Origin of the sequence: Nocardia blacklockiae (assembly GCF_015477355.1) — a bacterium.
Classification (GTDB): domain Bacteria; phylum Actinomycetota; class Actinomycetes; order Mycobacteriales; family Mycobacteriaceae; genus Nocardia; species Nocardia blacklockiae.
The window spans coordinates 332,856-354,763 of record NZ_JADLRJ010000006.1 but is presented as its reverse complement, the minus strand read 5'-3'; the positions used below and the strand labels follow the sequence as shown (position 1 = coordinate 354,763).

Below are 21,908 nucleotides of genomic sequence, written 5' to 3'. Positions count from 1 at the left end.
TCATGCCCGGGGGTGGCGTTCGGGCACCGGGAGCCAGCCGTCCTCCACCGCCCGCTTGTAGAGGTCGGTCTTGGTCGGCGCGGGCCGGCCGGCATCGGCGTACTTCTGGCGGATGCGGCCGAGGTAGTCGTTGACGGTCTGTTCCGACAGCCCGGTGAGCCGGGCCACCCGCGACGCCTTCTCCCCCGACGCGTACAGCGTGAGCACCTCCTGCTGGCGCGGGCTGAGTCCGACATCGGACAGTTGCGGGTCGCCGTCGATGGCCGCGGCCCAGTCGGTGGTAACCACCTGCTCGCCGGAAGCGGCCGCGCGCACCGCCGACACCACCGTCTGCACGTCCTCGGATTTGCGCACCACGCCGAGCACGCCCGCCCGCGCGGCCGACCGCACCAGGAACGGATTGTCGGCGCCGGTGAACACCAGCACCTCCAGCCCGCGATCACGCAGCGCGCGCACATTGTCCTGCGGGGTGGAGCCGTCGGCCAACCGCAGATCCAGCACCACCAGATCCAATTGTGGTGCGGTGGAAAGCAATTCGCCCACCGTCCCCGCGGTGAGCACGAGCTCGAGATCGGCCTCCCCCGCCAGCATCGAGGCCAGACCGAGCGCGACCGACTCGTGGTCCTCGACGAGTCCGATCCGGCGCGGCTGCGACGCCACCGGTCGGTCCGGCGTCCCCTGCTGTATCGCGTCCACGGCCCTCCTCACCTCTTCCCAGAATCCCGAACACCTCGTCCGGCGACCGACCCGCGCGCACATATCAAACAGGCACCGGAACGTACTTTCGTCGAGTATGCCGGGACGACCGCCCCCGAGTCAGCCACCAGAAATCGGGGGGCTGGATTTTCGGCGCCGCCTCCGGCGTCGCGGTTCGGGGGCTGAAATCTCGGCGCCGCCTCCGGCGTCGCGGGTTCGGGGCCCTGTTACCCCGGCCTTCCCTCCTCCGCTCCTCCGCTTCGCTCCCCCGCTCCGTCAGTCCAGGCCGGGGCGGGCCCCGAACTGGGGGCAATCGTTTGGCGCGGAGCTGGCAACATTCGTGAGCTGTCGAGTGGGGTGCGCGCGGGCTTCTTCAATGGGCCGCAAGTTCAATGGGCTGCAAGCGGACTTCTTCACAGCTGGTGTCCGGTGCGGTCATCTTCTCGCTCGATTCGCTCCCGAATACGCCGCACAGACTGTTCAGGCGGGACACGCTCGGGCCAATAGATCGCGGCGACCAGCACTGCCAGTGGGAGGCCGACCGCGACCGCCCACCCGAGGACGATCATCGCGCCGCCCGGCGTGGTCCCCGGAGGCATCGCAGGCCGCGGCGAACTGCGATCAACAGGTGTTCGTCCACCGGCGTCCGGTCCACGGCCGCGAGGGCGGCCACCACGTCGGCGTGGCGTTCTACGTATTCGGCCATCGGGATCGGCCAGCCGTCCGCGCCGACCATCTCCCAGGCCCCATCGCTGTGCTGGAGGTAGCGCCCGCCGTCCATCTCATCCCCTGTCGTCTCGCTGGTGGCTTAGCCGGCCGCCGGGGCTCACAACATTCGACGGCCAGGCATAGAGGAATCCTGGGCGGGTGCAGGCTCAACCCGATATGACTTTGCGTGCCTTTGCGCGAGACCTTGTGAGCCCGAGTCGAATACGGCGATCATTGCGGGGCACGTTCGCCTCAATCGCAAAGGACGGACTCACCATGCACTCTCACCTCACACTGCGCCTGCTCGGCTCCGGCTCCAAGAGCGGCACCTGCCCGGCGGTGTATGCCGCCGAGACCGGCGAGCTGGTCGTACAAGGCGACATCACCGACAGAACCGGGACTGTTCTGGTGCCTCACGCCCTGCTCGATTGGCTGGAACCGGGTATGACGCTGCCAGTGGAGGCCACCGACGCACCCGGCAGGCTGCTGGTCAGCGGCGAACAGGTCACCGCGGCCGAAGTCCTCGCACAGCTTCGTCTCGCCGACCATGAGACGGCCGTGGTGGTGCGCTGATGCTCCACGTCGTCGGCGACGAGGTATTCGAGCCGCTGTTCCGCGCGGCCCGCCGGTACGCCTTCCACCTGGAGGTGCAGGACACCTACGGCGTAGCCGACGAAGTCGAAGCGTTGCGGCGTTGGGAGGCCGGCGAAGCCTACGAACCGGAGGAACAGCCGGAATCGTGGAAGGCGTGGGACGACTTGATGGTCTCCACCGCCGGGCGCGGCGTCTCCTTGGAGCGGCTGCGCGTGGTCACGGTCCCGCACTCGACCTACACCCGGTGGTTGCTCAGCGAGACCGACGGCAACGTGGAGGTCGGGGAGGTGGTCCGGTGGCTGCCTCGTCACCTCGCCGACCCGGCCGAGGTGCCGGGCGATGACTTCTGGTTGTTCGATGACGAGACGGTGGCGTTCACGACGTTCGCCGAGACAGGAGAGTTCATGGGCCTGTCCGTCACCACCGATCCGGGAATCGTCGGCCTGTGCGTGCGAGCACGGGAGACGTTGTGGCCGAAGGGAATCGACCACGCCCAATATGCCGATAGTGAGTACGCGCACGCGCCGTGAGAGCTGTCGACGACGCACGGGCCGCGCTCGGCGCACGCCTTCGGGAGCTGCGCCGAGCCGCCCACCTGTCCGGCGTCGATCTCGCCGCTCGATGCGGCTGGCACTCGTCCAAGATCAGCCGCATCGAGCGCGGGAAGCAGGCACCGTCCGAAGCCGACCTCGCCGACTGGTGCGAAGCGTGCGGCGCTCGCAACGTCCTGGATGACCTGGTAGCGAGCCTGCGCAACCTGCGCGCGATGTACCTGGAGTGGCAGCGCACCGTCGCCGCCGGGCACGCGCACCGCCAGCGCCAGTCCATCAAGCTCGAAGGTCGGACACGGCTCATCCGCTGGTTCGCCCCCGACACTCTGCCCGGTCTGTTGCAGACCGAGGACTACGCGCGGGCCGTCCTGCGCGCCTGCATCGCCATCGCGGGAGGCCGCGACGACCTGGACGAGGCCGTAGCCATGCGGATGGTCCGACAACGCGTCCTCCAGCGCGGCGGGCACCGCTTCCACATCCTCATCGCCGAGGCCGGGCTACACCGCACCGTCGGGGACAGCGCCGTGATGGCCGCGCAACTCGAACACCTACTCAGCGAACTGGACCGCCCGAACGTTCGACTCGGCGTGCTCCCGCTGGACGCCGAATACCGCGCACCGGCGACGAACTTCGTCATGTACGACCGAACCCAGGTAATCACCGAGACAGTCAGCGCCGAGCTGACCATCACCCGCCCGTCCGAGATCGCGTTGCACGAGAGAACCTTCGCTGTGCTCGCCGAACAGGCCGCCTACAACGACGCCGCCCGAGCCCTCATCACGCGAGCGCTGGAACGGCGTACGGGGGCGGCGTGACGGGCAGCCGGGCTTCTCAGGTAGTCAGTCCCAAGGAGTCGTTTTGAAGCCCGCAGCTTTCATGTCGCGCTTCGCCTCTTCCATGTAAGTATTTACCTGCTTCTTCAACGTCTCCATGAAGCTCATCGCGTCGCGCTCCGCGTCCGACGTCTCGTAGCGCTGCCGACCGGACTCTTCGCGGAAGTCGTTTATGAATGTGTTCAGCTCATCAGCAGCAGCCTTGAGCGTCACTTGTTGCGCAAATGGCTCGGTGACGGTGCGTAGCACGGTCAAGACTGCCGTGCTCACCCGCGTAGCGCTCGCCACGAGTTTGTCTGATCCAACCATCTTGAGCTTGTTGAGCGGTGTGGTGATCCGCTTGGTTGCCTCCGCCTGCTTGGCGGCCTCATCCAACTTCGCGTTAACCTTCGGGTCGGGCTTCCCCGCCGCGCCGACGAGCAAGTCACGGATGGCGTTGAACACGGCCTTGGTATCCACCGCGTTCATCAGTACGTCGCTGCACTCCGCCGCAAACTCGGTAGCGGCGGCGAAGACCGTCTCCTGCTCGCGTAGCTGGTCCTCGCGTCCCTCTTTGCGATCGAGCACCGCGTGTTCCTGCTTGGCCTTCCGTTTATCGCTCGCAAAGAGAGACCACGACCCGATGATGGGTCCGACCAGACCTGCTCCCAATAGGGCTCCCCACCCAAACCCGGGTTGGGTGAAGAAGTCAGACAGGAGGCTCATGCCGGGCAGCATAGAGGCTGTCTCCGACATGTTCGGCGGTCTGCGCCAACAACGTCTGAGCACAACCAACCGGCAGTGGTACATGCCTCAGTCCATAAACTGTGCCGCCACGGTCGCGGCGAGTCCCCGCACACTTCGAAGTCGCTCTTGGCCGTCTTCACGCACTTGCCACGTCGGCGACGCCAATATGGCCTGGTGCCATCACCCGACGGTTGGGACGCTGACCTCCGGCCATGCTCGCTTGTGTTGACGCATAACCCGTCTATTCGAATGCCACTTCCAGCTTCATGAGATGATTGCCGGCCTACCATCACCCTGCACCCTTTTACTCAGCTAACGTCTTTTCGCTAGTTCGACTCTGTACGTGAGATGCTGCGCCTCGACATGGAGAAGGAGGGCCAGAATGCGTGGCGTCACGAGCGCGGGGGTCGGGTGTTGGCCGATGATCTGTTCACTCAATTCAACCTCGCCCACAACTTAAGACTGACGAGCTGAGTCATGTTCTGATCGATCGCGTCGCGAATAGCAATTCCGCATCGATTTTCGCCCATCCTGACCGGCCATTTATCCCATTTATCGGAGAGCAACTTGGAGTGCGGCGTGTATCTCGCGAGCCTAAGTTGAGTACCGAACACGATGTTTTGACCGCCACCGACATGATTCTCAGCCAGCTGTGCAATCTAGTCGATGACTGCCAGCTGCGCCTTGGCGGTGCCATCTGACGATGATGACCATGACTGCTGTACTACGCATGACCTCACACAGCACGCAACGCTGCTAGAAACGGATAGACGCGTCGCTCGTGGAGCAATGGGGCTGCGACTGAGTCGAGACCCACTACCCCATGAGCTGCGCCGCAACCACTGCGCCTAGCTCCCAACACTTCTCAAGGTGCGCCTTCTCGGGTTTGCCCGAAACCACCACGTACTCTGCGGCTTTCACCCACCCCAGCCCGGTCGTGATCGAGGTGACGCCCTTTTCCGCGCCCTCGGTGCCTTCGTTGCCGTGGAGGTAGAGGCCGAAAGGGCGGCCTCGGGTGGAGTCGAGGCAGGGGTAGTAGATGGTGTCGAAGGCGTGTTTGAGGGCGCCGGAGATGTAGCCGAGGTTGGCGGGGGTGCCGAGGAGGTAGCCGTCGGCTTCCAGGACGTCGGGGGCGGTTACTGCCAGGGCGGCGCGGCGCACGACTTCCACGCCCTCGATTTCCGGGTCGGTCGCGCCGGACACCACTGCTTCGAACATCGCTTGGGTGAAGGGGGACGGGGTGTGGTGGATGATCAGGAGTCTGGCCACGCCGCCGAGGGTATCGCGGACGCGGCGTGGTGGGTTCGAAGTCGGTGCGAGGGCGGGTTGCGTTGATAGAGTCGAGCCGCTGAGCCGTCGGTCACGTGTGAGGGAGACGAGCAATGGGTGAGGTCTTGGTTGCCGAGGTTCGGTCGGATTCTCATCCGCGGTCCGGGCAGAAGGGCCGGGCGAGTGCGAACTTCTCGCTGGGAGAGGTGCCGGAGGGGACTCGCGAGCTGGTGTGGCGGACCGAACCCGACAGCGCGCCCATCAGATTCACGGTGATGGTGGATGTCCGGGCCAATTACGACCAGCCGGTGCTGTCGAATCTCGTCTCCGGTTCGAGGTCGGCGGTGCCGCGCGAGCGGGAGTCGTTGTCGCGCCGCGGGCTCTACATCGCCAATCCCTCGGGCGCGCCGGAATCCGGATTCGTCGTGCGGGTCTACGCGATAGTTCCCTGACCGCGAGCCGATACCGTACCGACGTGCCCTCCCGTCCCCGACTCCCCCGGCTGCCGGAGCTGACGCCGCCCGCGGATCCCCGCCGCGGCTACCTCCAGCCGGAGATCCTGGCCGAGCTGCGCCGGCTGATCCTCGAGGGCCACCTGCCGCCGGGCGCCGGGCTGCCGCTGCGCGAGTTCGCGCAGCGCTTCGAGGTCAGCGCGATTCCGGTGCGCGAGTCGCTGCAGACGCTGATCGGCGAGGGGCTGGTCGAGCACCGGACCAACTTCGGCTACACCGTCACCCGCCTGACCGCCGCCGAGCTGCGCGAACTCTACGTGGTGCGGGAGCAACTGGAAGCGGCCGCGCTCGCCGCCGCGGTACAGCGGGCCGGCCCCGACGACCACCGCGCCGCCGCCGAGTCGCACGCCCGGCTGGAACAGGCGGTGCTCGACGACGACCCGTCCGCCTACCACCGCGAGACCCGCACCTTCCACCTCGCGCTGACCCGCCCGTCCGGCATGGCCCGCCTGGTGCACATGCTCGAATACGCCTGGAACATCACCGAACCCGTGCAGCCGATGGTGCACGTGAGCACCGCCGAGCGGGCCGTGCTGCACGCCGACCACAGCCGCCAGCTCGCCGCCTTCCTCGCCGGGGATGCCGAGACGCTGCTGGCGGCCACCGAACAGCACCACGCCCGGCTCAACGACGTGGTCTCCGGATTGCCGACCGATACCGGGCTCTTCGCCGATCCGGCCGCGCCGGAAGATATATAGTTCTCGCAACAAGCAGGCAATACCGGCTCGTTAACGTCGTCCGAATCACGTTTCACCCGCGGCCGCGGGACAGATCGATCGGATGTGCGACATGACCGAAGCCGCCGCACCGGCGCTCGCGACGGGCTTGCAGGTATCTCCTCCCGCCGCCCCGGGCACCGCCACGAATCCCGACTACGACCCCCGCCTCACCAACGAGGACCTGGCCCCGCTGCGCACCCAGACCTGGGGCGTCTACAACATCTTCGCGTTCTGGATGTCGGACGTGCACAGCGTCGGCGGCTACGTCACCGCGGGCAGCCTGTTCGCGCTCGGACTGGCCAGCTGGCAGGTGCTGGTGGCGCTGGTGGTGGGCATCGTCATCGTCAACGTGTTCTGCAATCTGGTCGCCAAGCCGAGCCAGCGCACCGGCGTGCCCTACCCGGTCATCTGCCGCAGCGCGTTCGGGGTGCTGGGCGCCAACATTCCCGCGATCATCCGCGGGCTGATCGCGGTGGCGTGGTACGGCATCCAGACCTTCCTGGCCTCCGCCGCCCTGGACGTGGTGCTGGTCAAGCTGTTTCCGGGGCTGGCGCCGTACGCGGTCGTCGGGGACTACGGCTTCCTCGGCCTGTCGGCGCTGGGCTGGGGCAGTTACCTGACGCTGTGGGTGTTGCAGGCGTGCGTGTTCTGGCGCGGGATGGAGTCGATCCGCAAGTTCATCGACTTCTGCGGCCCGGCCGTCTACGTCGTCATGTTCGCGCTGTGCGGCTACCTGATCGCCAAGGCGGGCTGGGGCGCGATCGACCTGAACCTGTCCACGGTCACCCACCACGGCTGGTCGGCGGTGCCGGTGATGCTGGGCGCGATCGCGCTGGTGGTGTCCTACTTCTCCGGGCCGATGCTGAACTTCGGCGACTTCTCCCGCTACGCCCGCTCGTTCGGCGCGGTCAAGCGGGCCAACCTGCTCGGACTGCCGGTGAACTTCCTGGTGTTCTCGCTGCTCGTGGTCGTCACCGCGTCGCTGACGGTGCCGGTGTACGGCGAGCTCATCACCGATCCGGTGCAGACGGTCGCCCGCATCGACAGCACCTTCGCCATCGTGCTGGGCGCGCTGACCTTCGCCGTCGCCACCATCGGCATCAATATCGTCGCCAACTTCGTCTCGCCCGCGTTCGACTTCTCGAACGTGAACCCGCAGAAGGTCAGCTGGCGGGCCGGCGGCATGATCGCCGCGGTGGGCTCGCTGGTGATCACGCCGTGGAACCTCTACAACAACCCCGAGGTCATCCACTACACGCTGGAGACCCTCGGCGCCTTCATCGGCCCGCTGTTCGGTGTGCTGATCGCCGACTACTACCTGGTGCGCAAGCAGCACGTGGTGGTCGACGACCTGTTCACGATGTCCACCGGCGGCACCTACTGGTATCGCAAGGGCTACAACCCGGCCGCCGTCCTCGCGACGGCGATCGGCGCGGTCGCCGCGATGGTCCCGGTGCTGACCGCCGGCCACCTCACCGGCATGTACACCGCCGCGCAGTACAGCTGGTTCATCGGCTGCGCGCTCGGCCTGCTGTGCTACCGCGTGCTCGCCACCCGCGGCCGGTTCCGGCTGCCCGTCCCCGTTCCCTCCGAGACCCGTTGAGGACCATGCGAATTCGCGTAATCAACCCGAACACGACGGCCGCCATGACGGCGGTCATCGACCAGAGCGCGCAGGCGGTCGCCGCGCCCGGCACCCAGGTGGAGTCGGTCACCTCGACCATGGGACCCGCCTCCATCGAGAGCCACTACGACGAGGCGCTGGCGGTGCCGGGCCTGCTGACCGAGATCGCGCGCGGCGAGGCCGAGGGCGTGGACGGCTACGTCATCGCGTGCTTCGGGGACCCCGGGTTGTATGCGGCGCGGGAGCGGGCGCGCGGCCCGGTGATCGGCATCGCCGAGGCCGCCATGCACGCCGCGAGCCATCTGGGCAGGGGATTCAGCGTGGTCACCACCTTGGCCCGCACCGTGGGGCAGGCCGAGGATCTGGCGGAACGCTATGGCATGCAACGGTTCTGCCTCGGCATCCACGCCACCGACATCCCCGTGCTGGAACTCGAGGACCCGAAGGTGCGGCGCGTGATCGCCGACGCCTGCCGCGCCGCGGTGGCCGCCGACGGGTCCGACGCGATCGTGCTCGGCTGCGCGGGCATGGCGGACCTGTGCGACTACCTCACCGAGGAGACCGGGGTGCCGGTCGTCGACGGCGTCGCGGCGGCCACGCTGTGGGTGCAGTCCCTGGTCACCCTGGGCCTGCGCAAATCCGGGCGCGGCGAGTTCGCGGCCCCGCTCCCCAAGCACTACACCGGTCTGCTGGCGGAGTTCGGCACCGACGGGGCGGGCTCGTGAGCCGGTGCTGTCTCCAACCGGCCACCCGCAACGCGCGGCTACGCTCGGAGCCGACCGGGTACGGCATCGCGGGACCGGCTGAGGGGAGGCGGGGTGAGCCTGCCAACGGAACCCGGCACCTCGAGACCGGCTGCCGAGGAGGTGCGGGAATGAGTCTGTCGACGAAGTGTGGCACCTCGGGACCGGCTGCCGAGGAGGTGCGGGGGTGAGTCTGCCACCGGACTTCCTGAACGCTTTGGCGGATCGGCTGCGGGGCGTGGATGCCGAGCTGGCCCGGCATTATCCCGGTGACCGGCACGGGCAGCCCGTGCACACCGCCTACGTGTCGGCCGCCGACGCCACCAAGGAGCTGCCGCACGAATGGGGTGCGGCGGCAACGGAATTGGCCGATCGGCACCCCGAACTGCTGACCGAGCTGGGCGGCGTGGAGGCGCTTTCCCGGGTTCGGGAGACGCTGTCGCACCGGCCCGTTCAGGATCTGCGCCTGGACTTCGAGGACGGCTACGGCACCCGTGGCGACGAGGTCGAGGACCGGGATGCGCTGCGGGCCGGGCGAATCCTCGCGACGCTGCCCGCGTCGGTGTTCTCCCGGGGCATCCGTATCAAGGGACTCACCGGCACCGAATTCCGCCGCGCGATAGGCACTCTGGAGCGCGTCCTCGACGGCGCGGGCGGCGTGCCGGACGGTTTCGTGTTCACCGTCCCCAAGGTTCGCGCCGCCGAACAGGCCGCCCTCGCGGTGCGGGTGTGCGAGGCGTTGGAGACCGCCCACGGACTGCCTGCGGGCGCTTTGCGTTTCGAGCTTCAGATCGAGAGCCCGCAGGCGGTGATCGCGGCCGACGGCACCGCCACCGTCGCCCGCGCGATCCAGCTCAGCGCCGGCCGCTGTAGCGGATTACATTACGGCACTTACGATTACAGTGCCGCGTGCGGAATCTCCCCGCAATTCCAGTCGCTCGAACACCCGGTCGCCGACCACGCCAAAGCGGTGATGCAGGCGGCCGCCGCGCAGACCGGGGTGTGGGTGTGCGACGGCTCCACGCAGGTCGCGCCGATCGGCACCGACGAGGAGGTCGCCACGGCCGTCGCACGGCATTTCCGGCTGGTCACCCGCTCGCTGGAACGCGGGTACTACCAGGGCTGGGACATGCACCCCGGCCATCTGGTCACCCGCTGGCTGGCGACCTACCGGTTCTTCCGCGGCGCACTGACCGCCGCCGCACCGCGCATCGACCGCTATCTGCAGCGTCAGGGCGGCGCGGTCGTCGACGAACCGGCGACCGCGCAGGCCCTCGCCACGGTCGCGCTGCGGGGCCTGGAGTGCGGCGCCTTCGACCCCGGCGACGTCACGGCACTGGCTCCGGCCGCCACCGTCGACGTCCTCACCCTGTTGCGAGAAAGGAAACTGCCGACCCCGTGAGTACCGGAAACGAGTCCGCGTTCACCCTGCTGCCCGATCTGGCCGTGCGTTCCCTCGGCGGCGCCGTCGTGTGGGCCAATGACGAATCCTTCGCGGAGAAGGAGAATCTGATCCGCCCCGAGCCCTCTTCGTTCTCGGCGGAGAGCTTCGGGCACAAGGGCAAGGTCTACGACGGCTGGGAGACCAGGCGGCGGCGACGGCCCGGCGGCGAGGCACCGGCCGACGACGACTGCGACGAGGCGGTGGTGCGACTCGGCGTGCCCGGCGTGATCCGCGGCGTCGTCGTCGACACCGCGTGGTTCAAGGGCAACTATCCGCCGGAGATCTCGGTGGAGGCGATCGCGGTCGAGGGCTATCCGCCCGCCGACGAGATCGCCGCCCGCCCGGGTTGGGTTCCGATCGTGGCGCGCGCCAAGGTGGAGGGCGACGCCGCCAACGCGTTCACCGTCGACTCCGAGCGGCGCTTCACCCACGTGCGGCTGCGCATGTACCCCGACGGCGGAGTGGCCCGCCTGCGCGTGCACGGCGAGGCGAAACCCGATCTGCGACGGCTGGGTTCGGGCCGATTCGATCTGGCGGCGCTGGAGAACGGCGGCCGGGTGACCGACTGCTCCAACCGCTTCTACTCCTCGCCGCAGAATCTGCTGCTGCCCGACCGTCCCCGGATCATGGGCGAGGGCTGGGAGACCGCACGGCGGCGCGGCGGCGGCAACGACTGGGTGCAGGTGCGGCTGGCCGGGGAGGGCGTACTCGACACCGTCGAGATCGACACCTCCTACTTCCTGTTCAACAGCCCCGGCGCGGCCCGGCTCACCGGCCGCCGCGCCGACGGCGGCGAGGTCGAACTGCTGCCGCGCACCACGCTGCAACCCGATACGCGCCACCACTTCCCGATCGACGTGGCCGAGCCCGTCACCGAGGTCCGGCTGGACGTCTACCCCGACGGCGGCTTCGCGCGGCTGCGCGTCTACGGCACGCTCACCGAGAGCGCGCGGGCGCAGCTGGCGGCCGAGCCGCTGTTCGGGGCGCTCGCCGACGACGCGCTGGACCGGCTGCGCGACGGGCGGCAGTGACGGTGGGTTTCACGAAAGGGGTTGCGGCATGAGCATTTCCGACGTCTATCCCCGCGACATGGTCGGCTACGGCGCGCATCCGCCGCATCCGCACTGGCCCGGCGACGCCCACATCGCCGTGCAGTTCGTGCTCAACTACGAGGAGGGCGGCGAGAACTGCGTCCTCGACGGCGACGCGGGCTCGGAGACGTTCCTGTCGGACATCGTTCCGGCACAAGCCTTTCCGAATCGACACCTGAGCATGGAGACGCTCTACGAGTACGGTTCGCGCGCCGGGCTGTGGCGGGTGCTGCGGGCGTTCGAGAGCCGCGGCATCCCGCTCACCGTCTTCGGCGTGGCCCGGGCGCTGGAACGCAATCCGGAAGCGGTGGCGGCGTTCAAGCGCCTCGACTACGAGATCGCCTGCCACGGATTGCGTTGGATCTCTTACCAACTCGTCGATCCGGAGACCGAGCGCGAGCATATGGCAGAGGCGGTGCGGATCGTCACCGAGCTGTTCGGCGCGCCGCCGCGCGGCTGGTATACCGGACGCGACTCGCCGCAGACGCGGGAGCTGGTGGTCGAACACGGCGGCTTCACCTACGACTCGGACTCCTACGCCGACGACCTGCCGTACTGGGTGCGCGTGCGCGACCGCGACCATCTGGTGGTGCCGTATACGTTGGAGGCCAACGACATGCGGTTCTCCTCCCCCGCCGGATTCGCCAACGGCGAGGAGTTCTTCACCTACCTGAAGGACGCCTTCGACGTGCTCTACGCGGAAGGCCGGGCGGGCGCGCCGAAGATGCTGTCGGTGGGCCTGCACTGCCGGCTGGCCGGGCGTCCGGCCCGGGCCGCGGCGCTCGGGCGCTTCCTGGACTACGTGCAGTCGCACGAGCGGGTGTGGACGGCGCGCCGCATCGACATCGCCGAGCACTGGTCGAAAGTTCATCCGCCGCAGTGAGATTCGGTGACGTCACGCTCTAGCTCGACGGGACGAGGACCGACGGCGGCGTGCCCGCCGTCGCCCGTCACATGCCCTTGACCTCGACGATCGGAGCCGGATAGACGTCCTGCGGGATGTCGGCGCGCCACGGGCGGTGCACGTCGCCGCCCTTCAGATCCGCGAGTTCCGGGATCCAGCGCCGGACGTACTCGCCGTCGGGGTCGTGGCGGTCGGCCTGCCGCAGCGGGTTGAGCACCCGATTGGGCCGGGTGTCGGTGCCGGTGCCGGCCGCCCACTGCCAGTTCAGCTGGTTGTTCGCGATATCGGCGTCGACCAGCCACCGCAGGAAATGCTCCGCCCCGACCCGCCAGTCCACGCCCAGCGTCTTGGTCAGGAAACTGGCCGCGATCAACCGGGCGCGGCCGTGCATCCAGCCCTCGGCGTGCAGCTGGCGCATGGCCGCGTCGATCACGGGATAGCCGGTCCGGGCGGTGCGCCACGCCTCGATCGAGTCGGCGTCGTCCCGCCAGCGGCGGCGGCCGGGGTGGTAGTCGCGCCAGCTCGCGGCGGGCCGGGCGGCGAGCAGCTGATGATTGAAGTCGCGCCAGGCCACCTGCCGGGCGAAGGCCTCGCCTCCGGGACTGGACACGTCGGCGCGCGCCAGGACCTCGGTCGGCGACAGGCAGCCGAAGTGCAGGTAGGGCGACAGGCGCGAGGTGGCGTCGGCGGCCAGGCTGTCGGACTCGGTGGCGTAGTCGCGAATCGGACGGGACACCCAGGCACGCAACAGCTTTCGCGCGGTGGTCTCGCCGCCGACGGACAGTTCGGGTGACACCGCGGCGGCGGTCTTCTCGAACTTCGGCAGCGGGTCGCTGTCCAGCCGGGGCACCGCCAGCCGCTCGGGCTTGGGCAGCGGGCGACGCAGCGGCACCTCGAGCCAGCGCCGGTAGTAGGGCGTGAACACGGCGAAATGGTCGCGGCCCGTCGCCGGGGACAGTTCGGACGGGTCGACGGCCGTGATCGAGGCGGGGTGCACGCGCAACGCGCAGTTCCGGCGCGCCAGCCGCTCGCGCAGCGCGTCCGCGCGGCGGTGGCTGTACCAGCTCACGTCGTCGGCGATGTGCACGCTGTCCGCGCGCGCCTCGGCGGCCACCCGGTCCACCGCGGTCACCACCTCGCCGTGGCGGATCACCAAATGCCCGCCCGCCGAACGCAATTCGTCGTCCAGCTCGGCGAGGGCGGCGGACAGGAAGCGGGCGCGGTTGGCCGAGGCCCGCTCGGCGACGATCCCGTCGTCGACGACGAACAGCGGCACCACCGAGTCGCCCTCCCGCTGCGCCGCGGTGAGCACCGGATTGTCGTGCACGCGCAGGTCGCGGGTGAACAGGGCGATCGTCACGGTCACCGCAGACCTCCCGGACCGACGCGACGCGACGACTCGGCCGCCGTGAGGGTCGCGCCGACGAGGCGTCGGGCGGCTCTTCCCCACCCACGCCGACGCGTCCCTCGCGACGGCCGAGCGGCGCGCATCAGATCGAGCACAGGGGCACCGTGGCGGTGAGGCCGCCGTCGACGGGCGAGGTCAGGTAGCGGCAGGCGTCCTGACCGGCGGCCGCCACGACCTCGCGCACCGCGGACCACTGCCCGGCGTCCAGGGCCGGGGTGCGCGACAGCACGAAACCCGAAGTGCCGCTGGGGTCGGTGACCACGGCCCAGGAGTAGTCGGGACCGAGACCGGTGACCACGTAGTTCGGCGGGCCGTACCGCTGCTCCTGCGTGGGCACGCCCGGGAAGCTGACGTGCAGCTGCGCGTTCGTCCGCGGATCGGTCACCGTGGCGGTGCCGGTGATCTCGTCGGGCGTGTTCGCCCACGTCGTACAGCTGTTGCGGACCGAGACGCCGCCGTCCGGGGCGAGGGCGTACTCGGCGCGCGTGTCGCGGGCGCAGACCAGGTTGAAGTACTGCGGCACCGCGGCCAGCTGATGCCAGGTGCCGAGGTATCGGTCGAGCTCGAGGCGGGGCACCGGGGCGGGCGCCGCGGTGGCGGCGGCCCCCGAGCCCAGCACCGAGGCGGCCGCGAGCAGCGCGGCGGCGGTCCACCGGCGACGAGACCTGCTGAGCACGCTCACTGACCCTCCTTCGATGTCGACTGCCGACCATCCTACGGCAAACGATGCATAATCGATGCAACTCGGTCGCAACTGTTCAGCACCCCGCGAGCCCGAAGGGAGACCCGATGCCACCCCTCACGCGCCGGCGGCACGGACCGCGGCGCACGCGGGCGACGCGCAAGCGGACGACCCGGACCGGACCGCCGGTGGCGGCCAGGCAGAATGAGGCCATGACCGCCGGTTCCACCCCCGATTCCGAAGTCGGGTACACGGTGCGCGCGGTCGCCGAGCGGCTCGGCATCCCGACCGCGACGCTGCGCAGCTGGAATCACCGCTACGACATCGGCCCGCCGCGCGACCGGCCCGGCCGGCACCGCCTCTACACCGAAACCGACATCGCGCAATTGGAGCGCATGCTCGCGCTGATCCGCCAGGGCGCCAGCCCGGCCGGGGCGGCCGCCGCGGTGCGCGGCCCGGTCGCCGGGCACGGCGATCGCGCGACCCTGCTGGACGCGGCCTTCGCCCTGGATTCCACCCGCACCTCGGACCTGCTGACCGCGCATTTCCGGGAATACGGCGTGGCCGACACGTGGAACGCGCTGTGCCGCCCGGCCTTCGCCGACATCGTGGCGCGACAGGAGAGCGGCGTGGGCTGCGTCGACGTGGAGCATCTGCTGTCGTGGTGCGTCACCTCGGTGCTGCAACGGGTCGCGCCGCCGCCGGTGGCGACCCCGCCCGACGGCATCGTCCTGGCCTGCACCGCGGGCGAGACGCACGCCCTGCCGCTCGAGGTGCTGCGCGCCGCGCTCGCCGAACGCGGTGTCGGCTCCCTGATGCTCGGCGCGAACGTCCCCGCCGACGCGCTGACCGACACCCTGGCCCGCCGCGCAGACCCGGCCGCGGTGGTGCTGTGGTCCCAGCAGGAGACGACCGCGCTGGTCTCCACCGTGCGCGCCTGCGTCGCGGCCCGCGCCCGCGTCCTCGTCGGCGGTCCAGGCTGGGACGCCGTCGTACTGCCGGACACGGTGATTCGAGTCGGCAGCCTCGTCGCGGCCGTCGACCGCCTCAGCTGAATTCACCAGCACCGCAGTGCCACACAGCCGCGAGGTCCGCCGGACAGCCGCGCATCCACACCTCGCCGCCACGCCCTCGAACATCGTCACACCCCCAAACCTACCTCAAACGATGCGTAAACGATTCAACAAGTATTGCTCCCTCGTCACGCAGTGCGACCCCCGTCAGGCGGTGCAGCCCCGCGTCGGGCGGCGCGGCACCACGTCACGCGGCGCACCTCCACGTCACGGGGCACGGCCCTGCGTCACACGGCGCGACCCTGCATCACGCGGCGCGACCCTGCATCACGCGGCGCGACCCTGCATCACGCGGCGCGACCTGCGTCAGGCGGCGCGGCTGCGTCAGGCGGTGCGGCCTGCGTCAGGCGGTGCGGCCGAACAGGTGGCGCAGGGTCGAGTCGAGGTCGGGGTGGCGGAAGGTGTGGCCGGCTGTCGTGAGGCGGGCCGGGAGCACGCGTTGGTCGGCGGCGGCCAATTCCTCCGCTCCCTCGGGGCCCAGCAGCAGGGCCGGGCCGAATTTCGGGACCGGCAGCAGCGCCGGGCGATGCAGCACCCGGGCCAGTTGCGCGGTGTACTCGCTGTTGCGGACCGGTTGCGGCGCAACGCCGTTCACCGCGCCGGACAGGCCGGTGTCCCAGAGCGCGCGGTGGTAGATGTCGATCAGGTCGTCGATGCCGATCCAGGACTGCCACTGCCGCCCGTCGCCGATCCGACCGCCCAGACCGGCGGCGAACAGCGGCCGCAGCAGGCGCAGGGTCCCGCCGCGCGGCGACTGCACGATGCCGGTCCGCACCCGCACCACGCGACAGCCCGCCGCCGCGGCCGGATCGGTGGCCGCCTCCCAGTCGGAGACCACGTCGGCGAGGAAACCCGTTCCGCGCGTACTGGTTTCGGTCAGCACGTCGTCGCCGCGGTCCGCGCCGAAATAGCCGATCGCCGACGCGCAGACGAAAGTCGGCAGGCCCACTCGCGCGGCGAGTTCGGCCAGTCGCCGGGTCGGGCCGATCCGGCTCTCGGCGATCGCCTGCTTGTGCGCGGGCGTGAACCGGCCCGCGATCGATGCCCCGGCCAGATGCACCACCGCGTCCACGCCGTCGAGGAGGTCGGCCGCCGGATCGTCCGGATCCCAGCGGCGTTCCCCGGCATGGGCGGGCGCGTGGCGGACCAGCCGGATCACGGTGTGCCCGCCGGTGCTCAGAAAAGCGGCAAGAGCCGATCCCACCAAACCGGATGCGCCGGTGAGCGCGATCGTCGACGGCGGCAGGCCCGCCTCGGCCGCGCGCCGGTGCGCGGCCAGGTCGTCGGCGAGCTGCCGGTAGCGATAGTCGAACATGGGCCGCAGCAGGGCCGCCGGGACCGGCGTCTCGACCCGGTCCACCACGCGGGTGTGCTCCTCGTCGATTTCCTCGAATTCGTGAATGTGCCGCCACGGCAACAGCTTTCCGACAGGCAGCGACGCGAGGCCCGTGGTGGCGATCCGATCGACGAAGCGCCGGGGCGGGTCGTAACCGTCGGCCTGATGCTGCGCGACCCATTCCAAGCCGCCCGGAAGCCGCAGCACGGCGCGCCCGTCCGCGAGGGACGCCGCTTCCGCGCCCACCCCGACCGGTTGCCACGGGGGTGCGAGCCGGTGCAGCGCACCGGGCCGCTCGTACCAGGCGAACACCTCTCGCCGAGGTGCCGCGACCACGCTCGAACACTCGATGCTCACGTCTCGACTGTAGCCACGTATCGACGCGATGAAACGTTTACGCATCGAAAACCCCCGGCGACCGGGCGCTGTTACCCCTGACGCTCCAGCCGCTCGAGTTCCACGGCCCGGCGCATGCTCTCCCGCGCCCGGCCGCGGTCACCGGCGTAGTCGTAGGCGCGCGCGGCCCGGTAGTTGGTGCGCCAGTTCTCCGGATCCGCTTCCCATTCCCGCCGCACCTGCTCGAACAGGGCGTCGGCCGCGTCCTTTTCGATACGACCGGAAGGGCGGCGGGGCAGGTCGGAGACGTCGAGTTCCGCGCCCTCGTCGTGGGCTCGCCGGGCCAGCCGCTGGTGTGCCAGCGCGGCCCGCAGGCTGGTGCCGACGATCCACACGCCGAGGATCGGCAGGATCAGCACGCCGACGCCGATGGCGACCGCCGCGACGCCGCCGTCGCGGATCAGCTCCACCGCGATCCGGCCTAGCAGCACGAAATAGAAGGCCAGCGCCAGCACCAGGAAGGCGATGAACGCGACCTTCACCGTCACTTGCCGCCGAATGTCGCTCACGACGCCGCTCCCCGCTCCGAGGCGGCGCTCACAGGTCCAGCAGCGGATCGAGGCCGACGGTCAGGCCCGGCCGGTCGGCGATCTGCCGCACGCCCAGCAGCACGCCGGGCGCGAAGGACGTGCGGTCCAGGGAGTCGTGGCGGATGGTCAGCGTCTCCCCCTGGGTGCCGAACAGCACTTCCTGGTGGGCGACCAGTCCGGCCAGGCGGACCGAGTGCACCCGGACGCCGTCGACATTCGCGCCGCGCGCGCCGTCGAGTTCGGTGGTGGTGGCGTCGGGGCTCGGGCCGACACCCGCCGTCTTGCGGGCCTCGGCGATGATGCCCGCCGTCCGGTAGGCGGTGCCCGAGGGCGCGTCGGCCTTGTTCGGGTGGTGCAGCTCGATCACCTCGACCGAGTCGAACCAGCGCGCGGCCTGCGCGGCGAAGCGCATGGACAGCACCGCACCGATCGCGAAGTTCGGCGCGATCAGCACGCCGACCTCGGGTTTGCCGGCCAGCCAGCCGCGCACCTCGGCGAGGCGGGCCTCGTCGAATCCGGTGGTGCCGACCACCGCGTGGATGCCGTGCTCCACCAGCCACCGCAGATTCGGCATCACCACGCCGGGGTGGGTGAAATCGACGACGACCTGGGTGCCGCTGTCGGTGAAGGCGTCCAGCGCGTCGTCCTTGTCGACCTGTGCGACCAGTTCCAGATCGTCGGCCGCCTCGACGGCCGCACAGATCGCCTGCCCGACCTTGCCGCGCGCGCCGAGCACACCCACCCGGATCCGGTTCGCACTCACCCTGAACTCCTCACATGCCTCGACGTCGTCCTGCGTCGAGAGCCTATCTGCCCGCACGCGGGCCAGTGGAGGGCCGTCCGCCCTACCGTCGGCGGCCGCGCCGAGCGGACCGCGCCTGTGCTGAGCGCTGGCGGGGCGGCCACACCGGTGCCCGGTGCGCCACGCCCGGCGGCATCGGCCGGTGCGACACTGTGCCGCACCCCGGCGGGCCGCCATACCGGCGTCCGGTATGCCCCACGCCCGGCGGCACCGGCCGGTGCGACGCGACGCCCGTGCTGCGCGGCTCCCGGTGGGCGCGGGCGGGTGTCAGTCGAAGATGATGACCTGGCGCAGGCCGTGGCCCGCGGCGAGTTCGTCCATGGCGGCGTTGATGTCCTCGAGGCGGATGCGGGAGGAGACCAGGCGTTCGACGGGGAGCCGGCCCTCGCGCCAGAGGCGGAGGTATTCGGGGATGTCGCGGTCGGGGACGGCGGAGCCGAGGTAGCTGCCGACGATGGAGCGGCCCTGCGCCACCAGGCCGAGGGGCGAAATGCTCGCGCGGGCTTCGGGATTGGGCAGGCCGACGGTGACGGTGGTGCCGCCGGGGGCGGTGGCGGCCACGGCGGTCTCGAACGCCCGCACGTTGCCCGCGGCCTCGACCACCACCTCCGCCTGATCGCCCCACTCGGCGAGCTGCGCGGGCGTGAAGACCCGGTCGGCACCCAGTTCCGTTGCCAGCGAGAGTTTTTCGGGCAGCGTGTCGACGGCGATCACCTCGCTGCCGAGTTCCTTGCGCAGCGACGCGGCGACCAGCACGGCCGCCATCCCGACACCGCCGAGACCGACGACCATGATCCGGTCACCGGGGCCGGGCCGCGCCGAATTCAGCAGTGCCCCACCGCCGGTGAGCACCGCGCAGCCGAGCACGGCCGCCACCTCGGGCGGCACGTCGTCGTCCACCGGCACCACCGAGCGCCGGTCGACCATCGCGTGCGTCGCGAAGCCGGAGACGCCGAGGTGGTGGTGCACGGGCTCGCCGCGGCGCCGCAGCCGCCGCCCGCCGCCGAGCAGTTCGCCGCTGTTGTTGGCGGCGCTGCCGGGCACGCACGGGGTGCGCCCGTGGGTGGCACATCCCGCACAGTCTCCACAGCGCGGCAGGAAGGTCATGACGACGCGCTGCCCGACCGCCAGATCACCGCCGGGCCCGACCTGTTCCACGCGCCCGGCCGCCTCGTGTCCCAGCAGCATCGGCACCGGCCGCACCCGATTGCCGTCGACCACCGACAGATCGGAGTGGCACAGCCCGGCCGCCTCGATCCGCACCAGCAGTTCGCCGGGGCCGGGAGCGCCCAGGTCGAGGTCGTCGATCACCAATGGCCGCGACTCGGCGTAGGGCGTCGGGTCGCCGATTCGTTCCAGCACAGCACCGCGGATCCGCATGCCCCGACGCTACCGCCCGCCCCGGCCCGGCGGGCGGGGACCGTCGCGGATCGCGGCGACCGGGTGCATAATCGCCGCAGGCACCGAGCACTCGCACCGCCGAGAACAGAGCGAAGCCATGAAGACGACCTCCCCGACCCGCCGCCTCAACCGCCTCGTCACCGAATCCTTCGGCCGGGTCGCGCGCGGCTACGACAGTCCGCTGCTGCAGCACGTCGTCTACCGGCCGCCGCAGGACCAGGTGATCGCCGAACTGTGGGCCGCCGGCTCCCGGCGGATCGCCGACATCGGCTGCGGCACCGGCATTCTCACCACACGCATCCAGCGTGAGCTGCGGCCCGACCAGGCGTTCGGGGTCGACGCCTCGCCCGGCATGCTGGCGCAGGCCCGCACCCGTTCGGCGCACGTGACGTGGCTGCAGGCCCCGGCCGAGTGCCTGCCCTTCGGCGACGAGACGCTGGACGCGGTGGTCACGACCAGCGCGTTCCACTTCTTCGACCAGCCCGCCGCGCTCACCGAGTTCGCGCGTGTGCTGATGCCGGGTGGGCTGGTGGCGGTCTCTACCGTGAACCCGGCCGGGCAGTTGGCGCGGCCGATCCGGCAGCTCACCCGCAGCACCCTCAGTCCCTATCACGCGCCGTCGCCGGGCGAGGTGCGAAACATGCTGCGGCAGGCCGGTTTCGAGGTGTCCGGCCAGCGGCGGATCCAGCGTCCGCTGCCGCGCTGGCTGATTCCGGACGTGCTCACGGTCGGCCGCCGGAACTAGGTGTTCTGCTCTCGTCGGGCCGACTTCCGGCCGGAGATCAGGCCCAGCGCATCAGTATTCGGTCCACCGCGCGCGGCGCGACCAGGCCCAGCAGGCGCAGCGCCGCGGCGTAGTGCGGCACCATGCGGACCGGCCGGGTCGCGATGGCGTGCGCCAGCCACTCGGCCGCCTGCTCCGCAGTGAGGCCCGGCAACCGGCGATAGCGTTCGGTCGGCGCGCTCATCGCGGTGTGCACGAGCGGATAATGGATGGTGGTGAAAGCTATTCCGCGCCCAGCCATTTCGCCGTCGGCGGAGCGGCCGAACCCGGCCAGGGCGGCCTTCGACGCGTGATAGGCCGTGAACCGCGGGGAGGTGTCCACGGCGACGGTCCAGGTACCCACGTTGATCACGTGTCCCGCGCCGCGCTCGACCATGGCCGGCAGCAGTCCGAGGGTGAGCTGTACGGCCCCGAAGTAGTTGACCGCCATGGTACGCCGGTAGTCGTGCATCCGGTCGAAGGATTCGTCGAGCGGCCGCCGGATCGAGCGGGCGGCATTGTTGATCAGCACGTCCACCGAGCCGTAGGTGCCGAGCACCCAGCTCACCAGTTCGTCGATCTGCTCGCTGTCGGACAGGTCGCAGACGCGGCATTCGGCCTTGCCGCCGGCCGCCGCGATCTCCGCGCTTAGCCGGTCCAGTTCGTCGCCGCGCCTGGCGACCAGAATCAATTCCGCGCCCGCGGCCGCCAACCGCAGCGCCGCCGCCCGCCCCACCCCGGCCGAAGCCCCGGTGAGCAGAATTCGCTTGCCCGCCACCGCCTCGCCGCGCCCCGCCCGCACGCCCCCGACCGGCCGCAGCAGCCGCGGCATCAAACCCCACAGCATCCGGCGACGGATTCCCGCCCGCAGAGACGACTTAGCTTCGACCGACATGCCGACCAGTCAACCACGCGCCGCCTCCCCCGTCCGTGACGATCGGTGGCCCACCGTGACCGACCATGGCATCGGTGGCTTACCAAGACCGACCGTGGCATTGGTGGCCACCAGGACGGGGGTGATGGAGGTTGGGCAAGCGAAGCGTCGTTCGCGCGGCACCTCCCACACACCGCACCTCCCCGCACACGGCACCTCCCACACACGG

The 21,908-nt window shown here is 70.2% G+C and carries 23 protein-coding genes; 12 read left to right on the top strand and 11 right to left on the bottom strand.

Translation table 11 applies throughout. From position 1 onward, the window contains the following. A complete protein-coding gene (locus IU476_RS21070) occupies nt 1-696 on the bottom strand; it encodes a response regulator transcription factor (protein ID WP_324194167.1) in 696 nt (231 codons plus the stop codon). Nucleotides 697-1,261: 565 nt separating this feature from the next. Then, entirely contained in the window at nt 1,262-1,477 is a 216-nt protein-coding gene (locus tag IU476_RS21065) for a hypothetical protein (protein WP_195102537.1), read from the bottom strand. Nucleotides 1,478-1,680: 203 nt separating this feature from the next. Here IU476_RS21065 and IU476_RS21060 point away from each other — a divergent pair, with 203 nt between their 5' ends. From IU476_RS21060 to IU476_RS21050, 3 genes are read left to right on the top strand one after another with little or no spacing between them, the layout of a single operon-like run. Then, complete coding sequence (locus tag IU476_RS21060; protein WP_195102536.1) at nt 1,681-1,977, top strand: hypothetical protein; 297 nt, start codon at nt 1,681-1,683, stop codon at nt 1,975-1,977. Continuing rightward, nucleotides 1,977-2,528 carry a DUF6879 family protein gene (locus IU476_RS21055; RefSeq protein ID WP_195102535.1) on the top strand — a complete coding sequence of 184 codons (552 nt, stop codon included), beginning with the start codon at nt 1,977-1,979 and terminating at the stop codon, nt 2,526-2,528. The genes IU476_RS21060 and IU476_RS21055 overlap by 1 nt, the downstream gene beginning before the upstream one ends. Then, complete coding sequence (locus IU476_RS21050; RefSeq protein WP_195102533.1) at nt 2,525-3,364, top strand: helix-turn-helix domain-containing protein; 840 nt, start codon at nt 2,525-2,527, stop codon at nt 3,362-3,364. The genes IU476_RS21055 and IU476_RS21050 overlap by 4 nt, the downstream gene beginning before the upstream one ends. A 24-nt stretch (nt 3,365-3,388) precedes the next feature. On the opposite strand, the gene IU476_RS21045 is transcribed toward IU476_RS21050, so the two are convergent. Continuing rightward, entirely contained in the window at nt 3,389-4,087 is a 699-nt protein-coding gene (locus IU476_RS21045; RefSeq protein WP_195102532.1) for a hypothetical protein, read from the bottom strand. Between the two features lie 837 nt (nt 4,088-4,924). After that, nucleotides 4,925-5,377, bottom strand: a complete 453-nt coding sequence (locus tag IU476_RS21040; protein WP_195102531.1) for a flavodoxin family protein — start codon at nt 5,375-5,377, stop codon at nt 4,925-4,927. Between the two features lie 113 nt (nt 5,378-5,490). On the opposite strand from IU476_RS21040, the gene IU476_RS21035 reads away from it, so the two are divergent. The 7 genes from IU476_RS21035 to puuE all read left to right on the top strand — a co-directional run bounded on the left by IU476_RS21035 (nt 5,491) and on the right by puuE (nt 12,393). Beyond that, nucleotides 5,491-5,829, top strand: coding sequence for a DeoR family transcriptional regulator (locus IU476_RS21035; RefSeq protein ID WP_195102530.1), 339 nt, complete (start codon nt 5,491-5,493; stop codon nt 5,827-5,829). A gap of 23 nt (nt 5,830-5,852) precedes the next feature. Next, entirely contained in the window at nt 5,853-6,587 is a 735-nt protein-coding gene (locus IU476_RS21030) for a GntR family transcriptional regulator (RefSeq protein WP_195102529.1), read from the top strand. An 82-nt stretch (nt 6,588-6,669) separates the two neighbouring features. After that, complete coding sequence (locus IU476_RS21025; RefSeq protein WP_438944044.1) at nt 6,670-8,211, top strand: NCS1 family nucleobase:cation symporter-1; 1,542 nt, start codon at nt 6,670-6,672, stop codon at nt 8,209-8,211. A gap of 5 nt (nt 8,212-8,216) precedes the next feature. Further along, entirely contained in the window at nt 8,217-8,957 is a 741-nt protein-coding gene (locus IU476_RS21020) for an aspartate/glutamate racemase family protein (RefSeq protein ID WP_195102527.1), read from the top strand. A gap of 205 nt (nt 8,958-9,162) precedes the next feature. Continuing rightward, complete coding sequence (locus IU476_RS21015) at nt 9,163-10,377, top strand: DUF6986 family protein (RefSeq protein ID WP_195102525.1); 1,215 nt, start codon at nt 9,163-9,165, stop codon at nt 10,375-10,377. Continuing rightward, nucleotides 10,374-11,450 carry an allantoicase gene (gene alc, locus IU476_RS21010; protein ID WP_195102523.1) on the top strand — a complete coding sequence of 359 codons (1,077 nt, stop codon included), beginning with the start codon at nt 10,374-10,376 and terminating at the stop codon, nt 11,448-11,450. The genes IU476_RS21015 and alc overlap by 4 nt, the downstream gene beginning before the upstream one ends. A 28-nt stretch (nt 11,451-11,478) precedes the next feature. Further along, nucleotides 11,479-12,393: an allantoinase PuuE gene (gene puuE / locus IU476_RS21005; RefSeq protein WP_195102522.1), complete on the top strand. Its 915-nt coding sequence runs from the start codon at nt 11,479-11,481 to the stop codon at nt 12,391-12,393. A gap of 67 nt (nt 12,394-12,460) precedes the next feature. Here puuE and IU476_RS21000 read toward each other — a convergent pair whose 3' ends face one another. Together IU476_RS21000 and IU476_RS20995 are read right to left on the bottom strand one after the other, a co-directional pair. Then, complete coding sequence (locus tag IU476_RS21000; RefSeq protein ID WP_195102520.1) at nt 12,461-13,780, bottom strand: cryptochrome/photolyase family protein; 1,320 nt, start codon at nt 13,778-13,780, stop codon at nt 12,461-12,463. 124 nt (nt 13,781-13,904) lie between these two features. Further along, entirely contained in the window at nt 13,905-14,504 is a 600-nt protein-coding gene (locus IU476_RS20995; protein WP_438944043.1) for a lipocalin family protein, read from the bottom strand. Nucleotides 14,505-14,716: 212 nt separating this feature from the next. Between IU476_RS20995 and IU476_RS20990 the strand changes: the two genes are divergently transcribed. Further along, nucleotides 14,717-15,559, top strand: coding sequence for a MerR family transcriptional regulator (locus IU476_RS20990; protein ID WP_195102518.1), 843 nt, complete (start codon nt 14,717-14,719; stop codon nt 15,557-15,559). Nucleotides 15,560-15,920: 361 nt separating this feature from the next. Here IU476_RS20990 and IU476_RS20985 read toward each other — a convergent pair whose 3' ends face one another. From IU476_RS20985 to IU476_RS20970, 4 genes are all read right to left on the bottom strand, one after another. Beyond that, nucleotides 15,921-17,270, bottom strand: coding sequence for a TIGR01777 family oxidoreductase (locus IU476_RS20985; protein WP_195102516.1), 1,350 nt, complete (start codon nt 17,268-17,270; stop codon nt 15,921-15,923). A gap of 71 nt (nt 17,271-17,341) precedes the next feature. Next, on the bottom strand, nt 17,342-17,809 hold the full coding sequence (locus IU476_RS20980; protein ID WP_195102724.1) for a hypothetical protein: 468 nt from the start codon (nt 17,807-17,809) through the stop codon (nt 17,342-17,344). Nucleotides 17,810-17,846: 37 nt separating this feature from the next. Beyond that, nucleotides 17,847-18,602: a 4-hydroxy-tetrahydrodipicolinate reductase gene (gene dapB / locus IU476_RS20975; RefSeq protein WP_195102515.1), complete on the bottom strand. Its 756-nt coding sequence runs from the start codon at nt 18,600-18,602 to the stop codon at nt 17,847-17,849. 306 nt (nt 18,603-18,908) lie between these two features. Further along, a complete protein-coding gene (locus IU476_RS20970) occupies nt 18,909-20,021 on the bottom strand; it encodes an alcohol dehydrogenase catalytic domain-containing protein (RefSeq protein ID WP_195102514.1) in 1,113 nt (370 codons plus the stop codon). Nucleotides 20,022-20,139: 118 nt separating this feature from the next. Between IU476_RS20970 and IU476_RS20965 the strand changes: the two genes are divergently transcribed. Next, nucleotides 20,140-20,787, top strand: a complete 648-nt coding sequence (locus IU476_RS20965) for a class I SAM-dependent methyltransferase (protein ID WP_195102513.1) — start codon at nt 20,140-20,142, stop codon at nt 20,785-20,787. Nucleotides 20,788-20,824: 37 nt separating this feature from the next. Here the strand turns inward: IU476_RS20965 and IU476_RS20960 are convergent, their stop codons facing one another. After that, nucleotides 20,825-21,700, bottom strand: coding sequence for an SDR family NAD(P)-dependent oxidoreductase (locus IU476_RS20960; protein WP_228823980.1), 876 nt, complete (start codon nt 21,698-21,700; stop codon nt 20,825-20,827). Nucleotides 21,701-21,908: the final 208 nt, after the last annotated feature.

Excerpts from the sequence above, each read along its gene's own strand:
- IU476_RS21065 (WP_195102537.1), bottom strand. The coding sequence starts at position 1,477 with ATGGACGGCGGGCGCTACCTCCAGCACAGCGATGGGGCCTGGGAGATG.
- IU476_RS21060 (WP_195102536.1), top strand. The coding sequence starts at position 1,681 with ATGCACTCTCACCTCACACTGCGCCTGCTCGGCTCCGGCTCCAAGAGC.
- IU476_RS21055 (WP_195102535.1), top strand. The coding sequence starts at position 1,977 with ATGCTCCACGTCGTCGGCGACGAGGTATTCGAGCCGCTGTTCCGCGCG.
- IU476_RS21045 (WP_195102532.1), bottom strand. The coding sequence starts at position 4,087 with ATGAGCCTCCTGTCTGACTTCTTCACCCAACCCGGGTTTGGGTGGGGA.
- IU476_RS21035 (WP_195102530.1), top strand. The coding sequence starts at position 5,491 with ATGGGTGAGGTCTTGGTTGCCGAGGTTCGGTCGGATTCTCATCCGCGG.
- IU476_RS21025 (WP_438944044.1), top strand. The coding sequence starts at position 6,670 with ATGTGCGACATGACCGAAGCCGCCGCACCGGCGCTCGCGACGGGCTTG.
- IU476_RS21020 (WP_195102527.1), top strand. The coding sequence starts at position 8,217 with ATGCGAATTCGCGTAATCAACCCGAACACGACGGCCGCCATGACGGCG.
- puuE (WP_195102522.1), top strand. The coding sequence starts at position 11,479 with ATGAGCATTTCCGACGTCTATCCCCGCGACATGGTCGGCTACGGCGCG.
- IU476_RS20990 (WP_195102518.1), top strand. The coding sequence starts at position 14,717 with ATGACCGCCGGTTCCACCCCCGATTCCGAAGTCGGGTACACGGTGCGC.
- IU476_RS20970 (WP_195102514.1), bottom strand. The coding sequence starts at position 20,021 with ATGCGGATCCGCGGTGCTGTGCTGGAACGAATCGGCGACCCGACGCCC.
- IU476_RS20965 (WP_195102513.1), top strand. The coding sequence starts at position 20,140 with ATGAAGACGACCTCCCCGACCCGCCGCCTCAACCGCCTCGTCACCGAA.
- IU476_RS20960 (WP_228823980.1), bottom strand. The coding sequence starts at position 21,700 with ATGTCGGTCGAAGCTAAGTCGTCTCTGCGGGCGGGAATCCGTCGCCGG.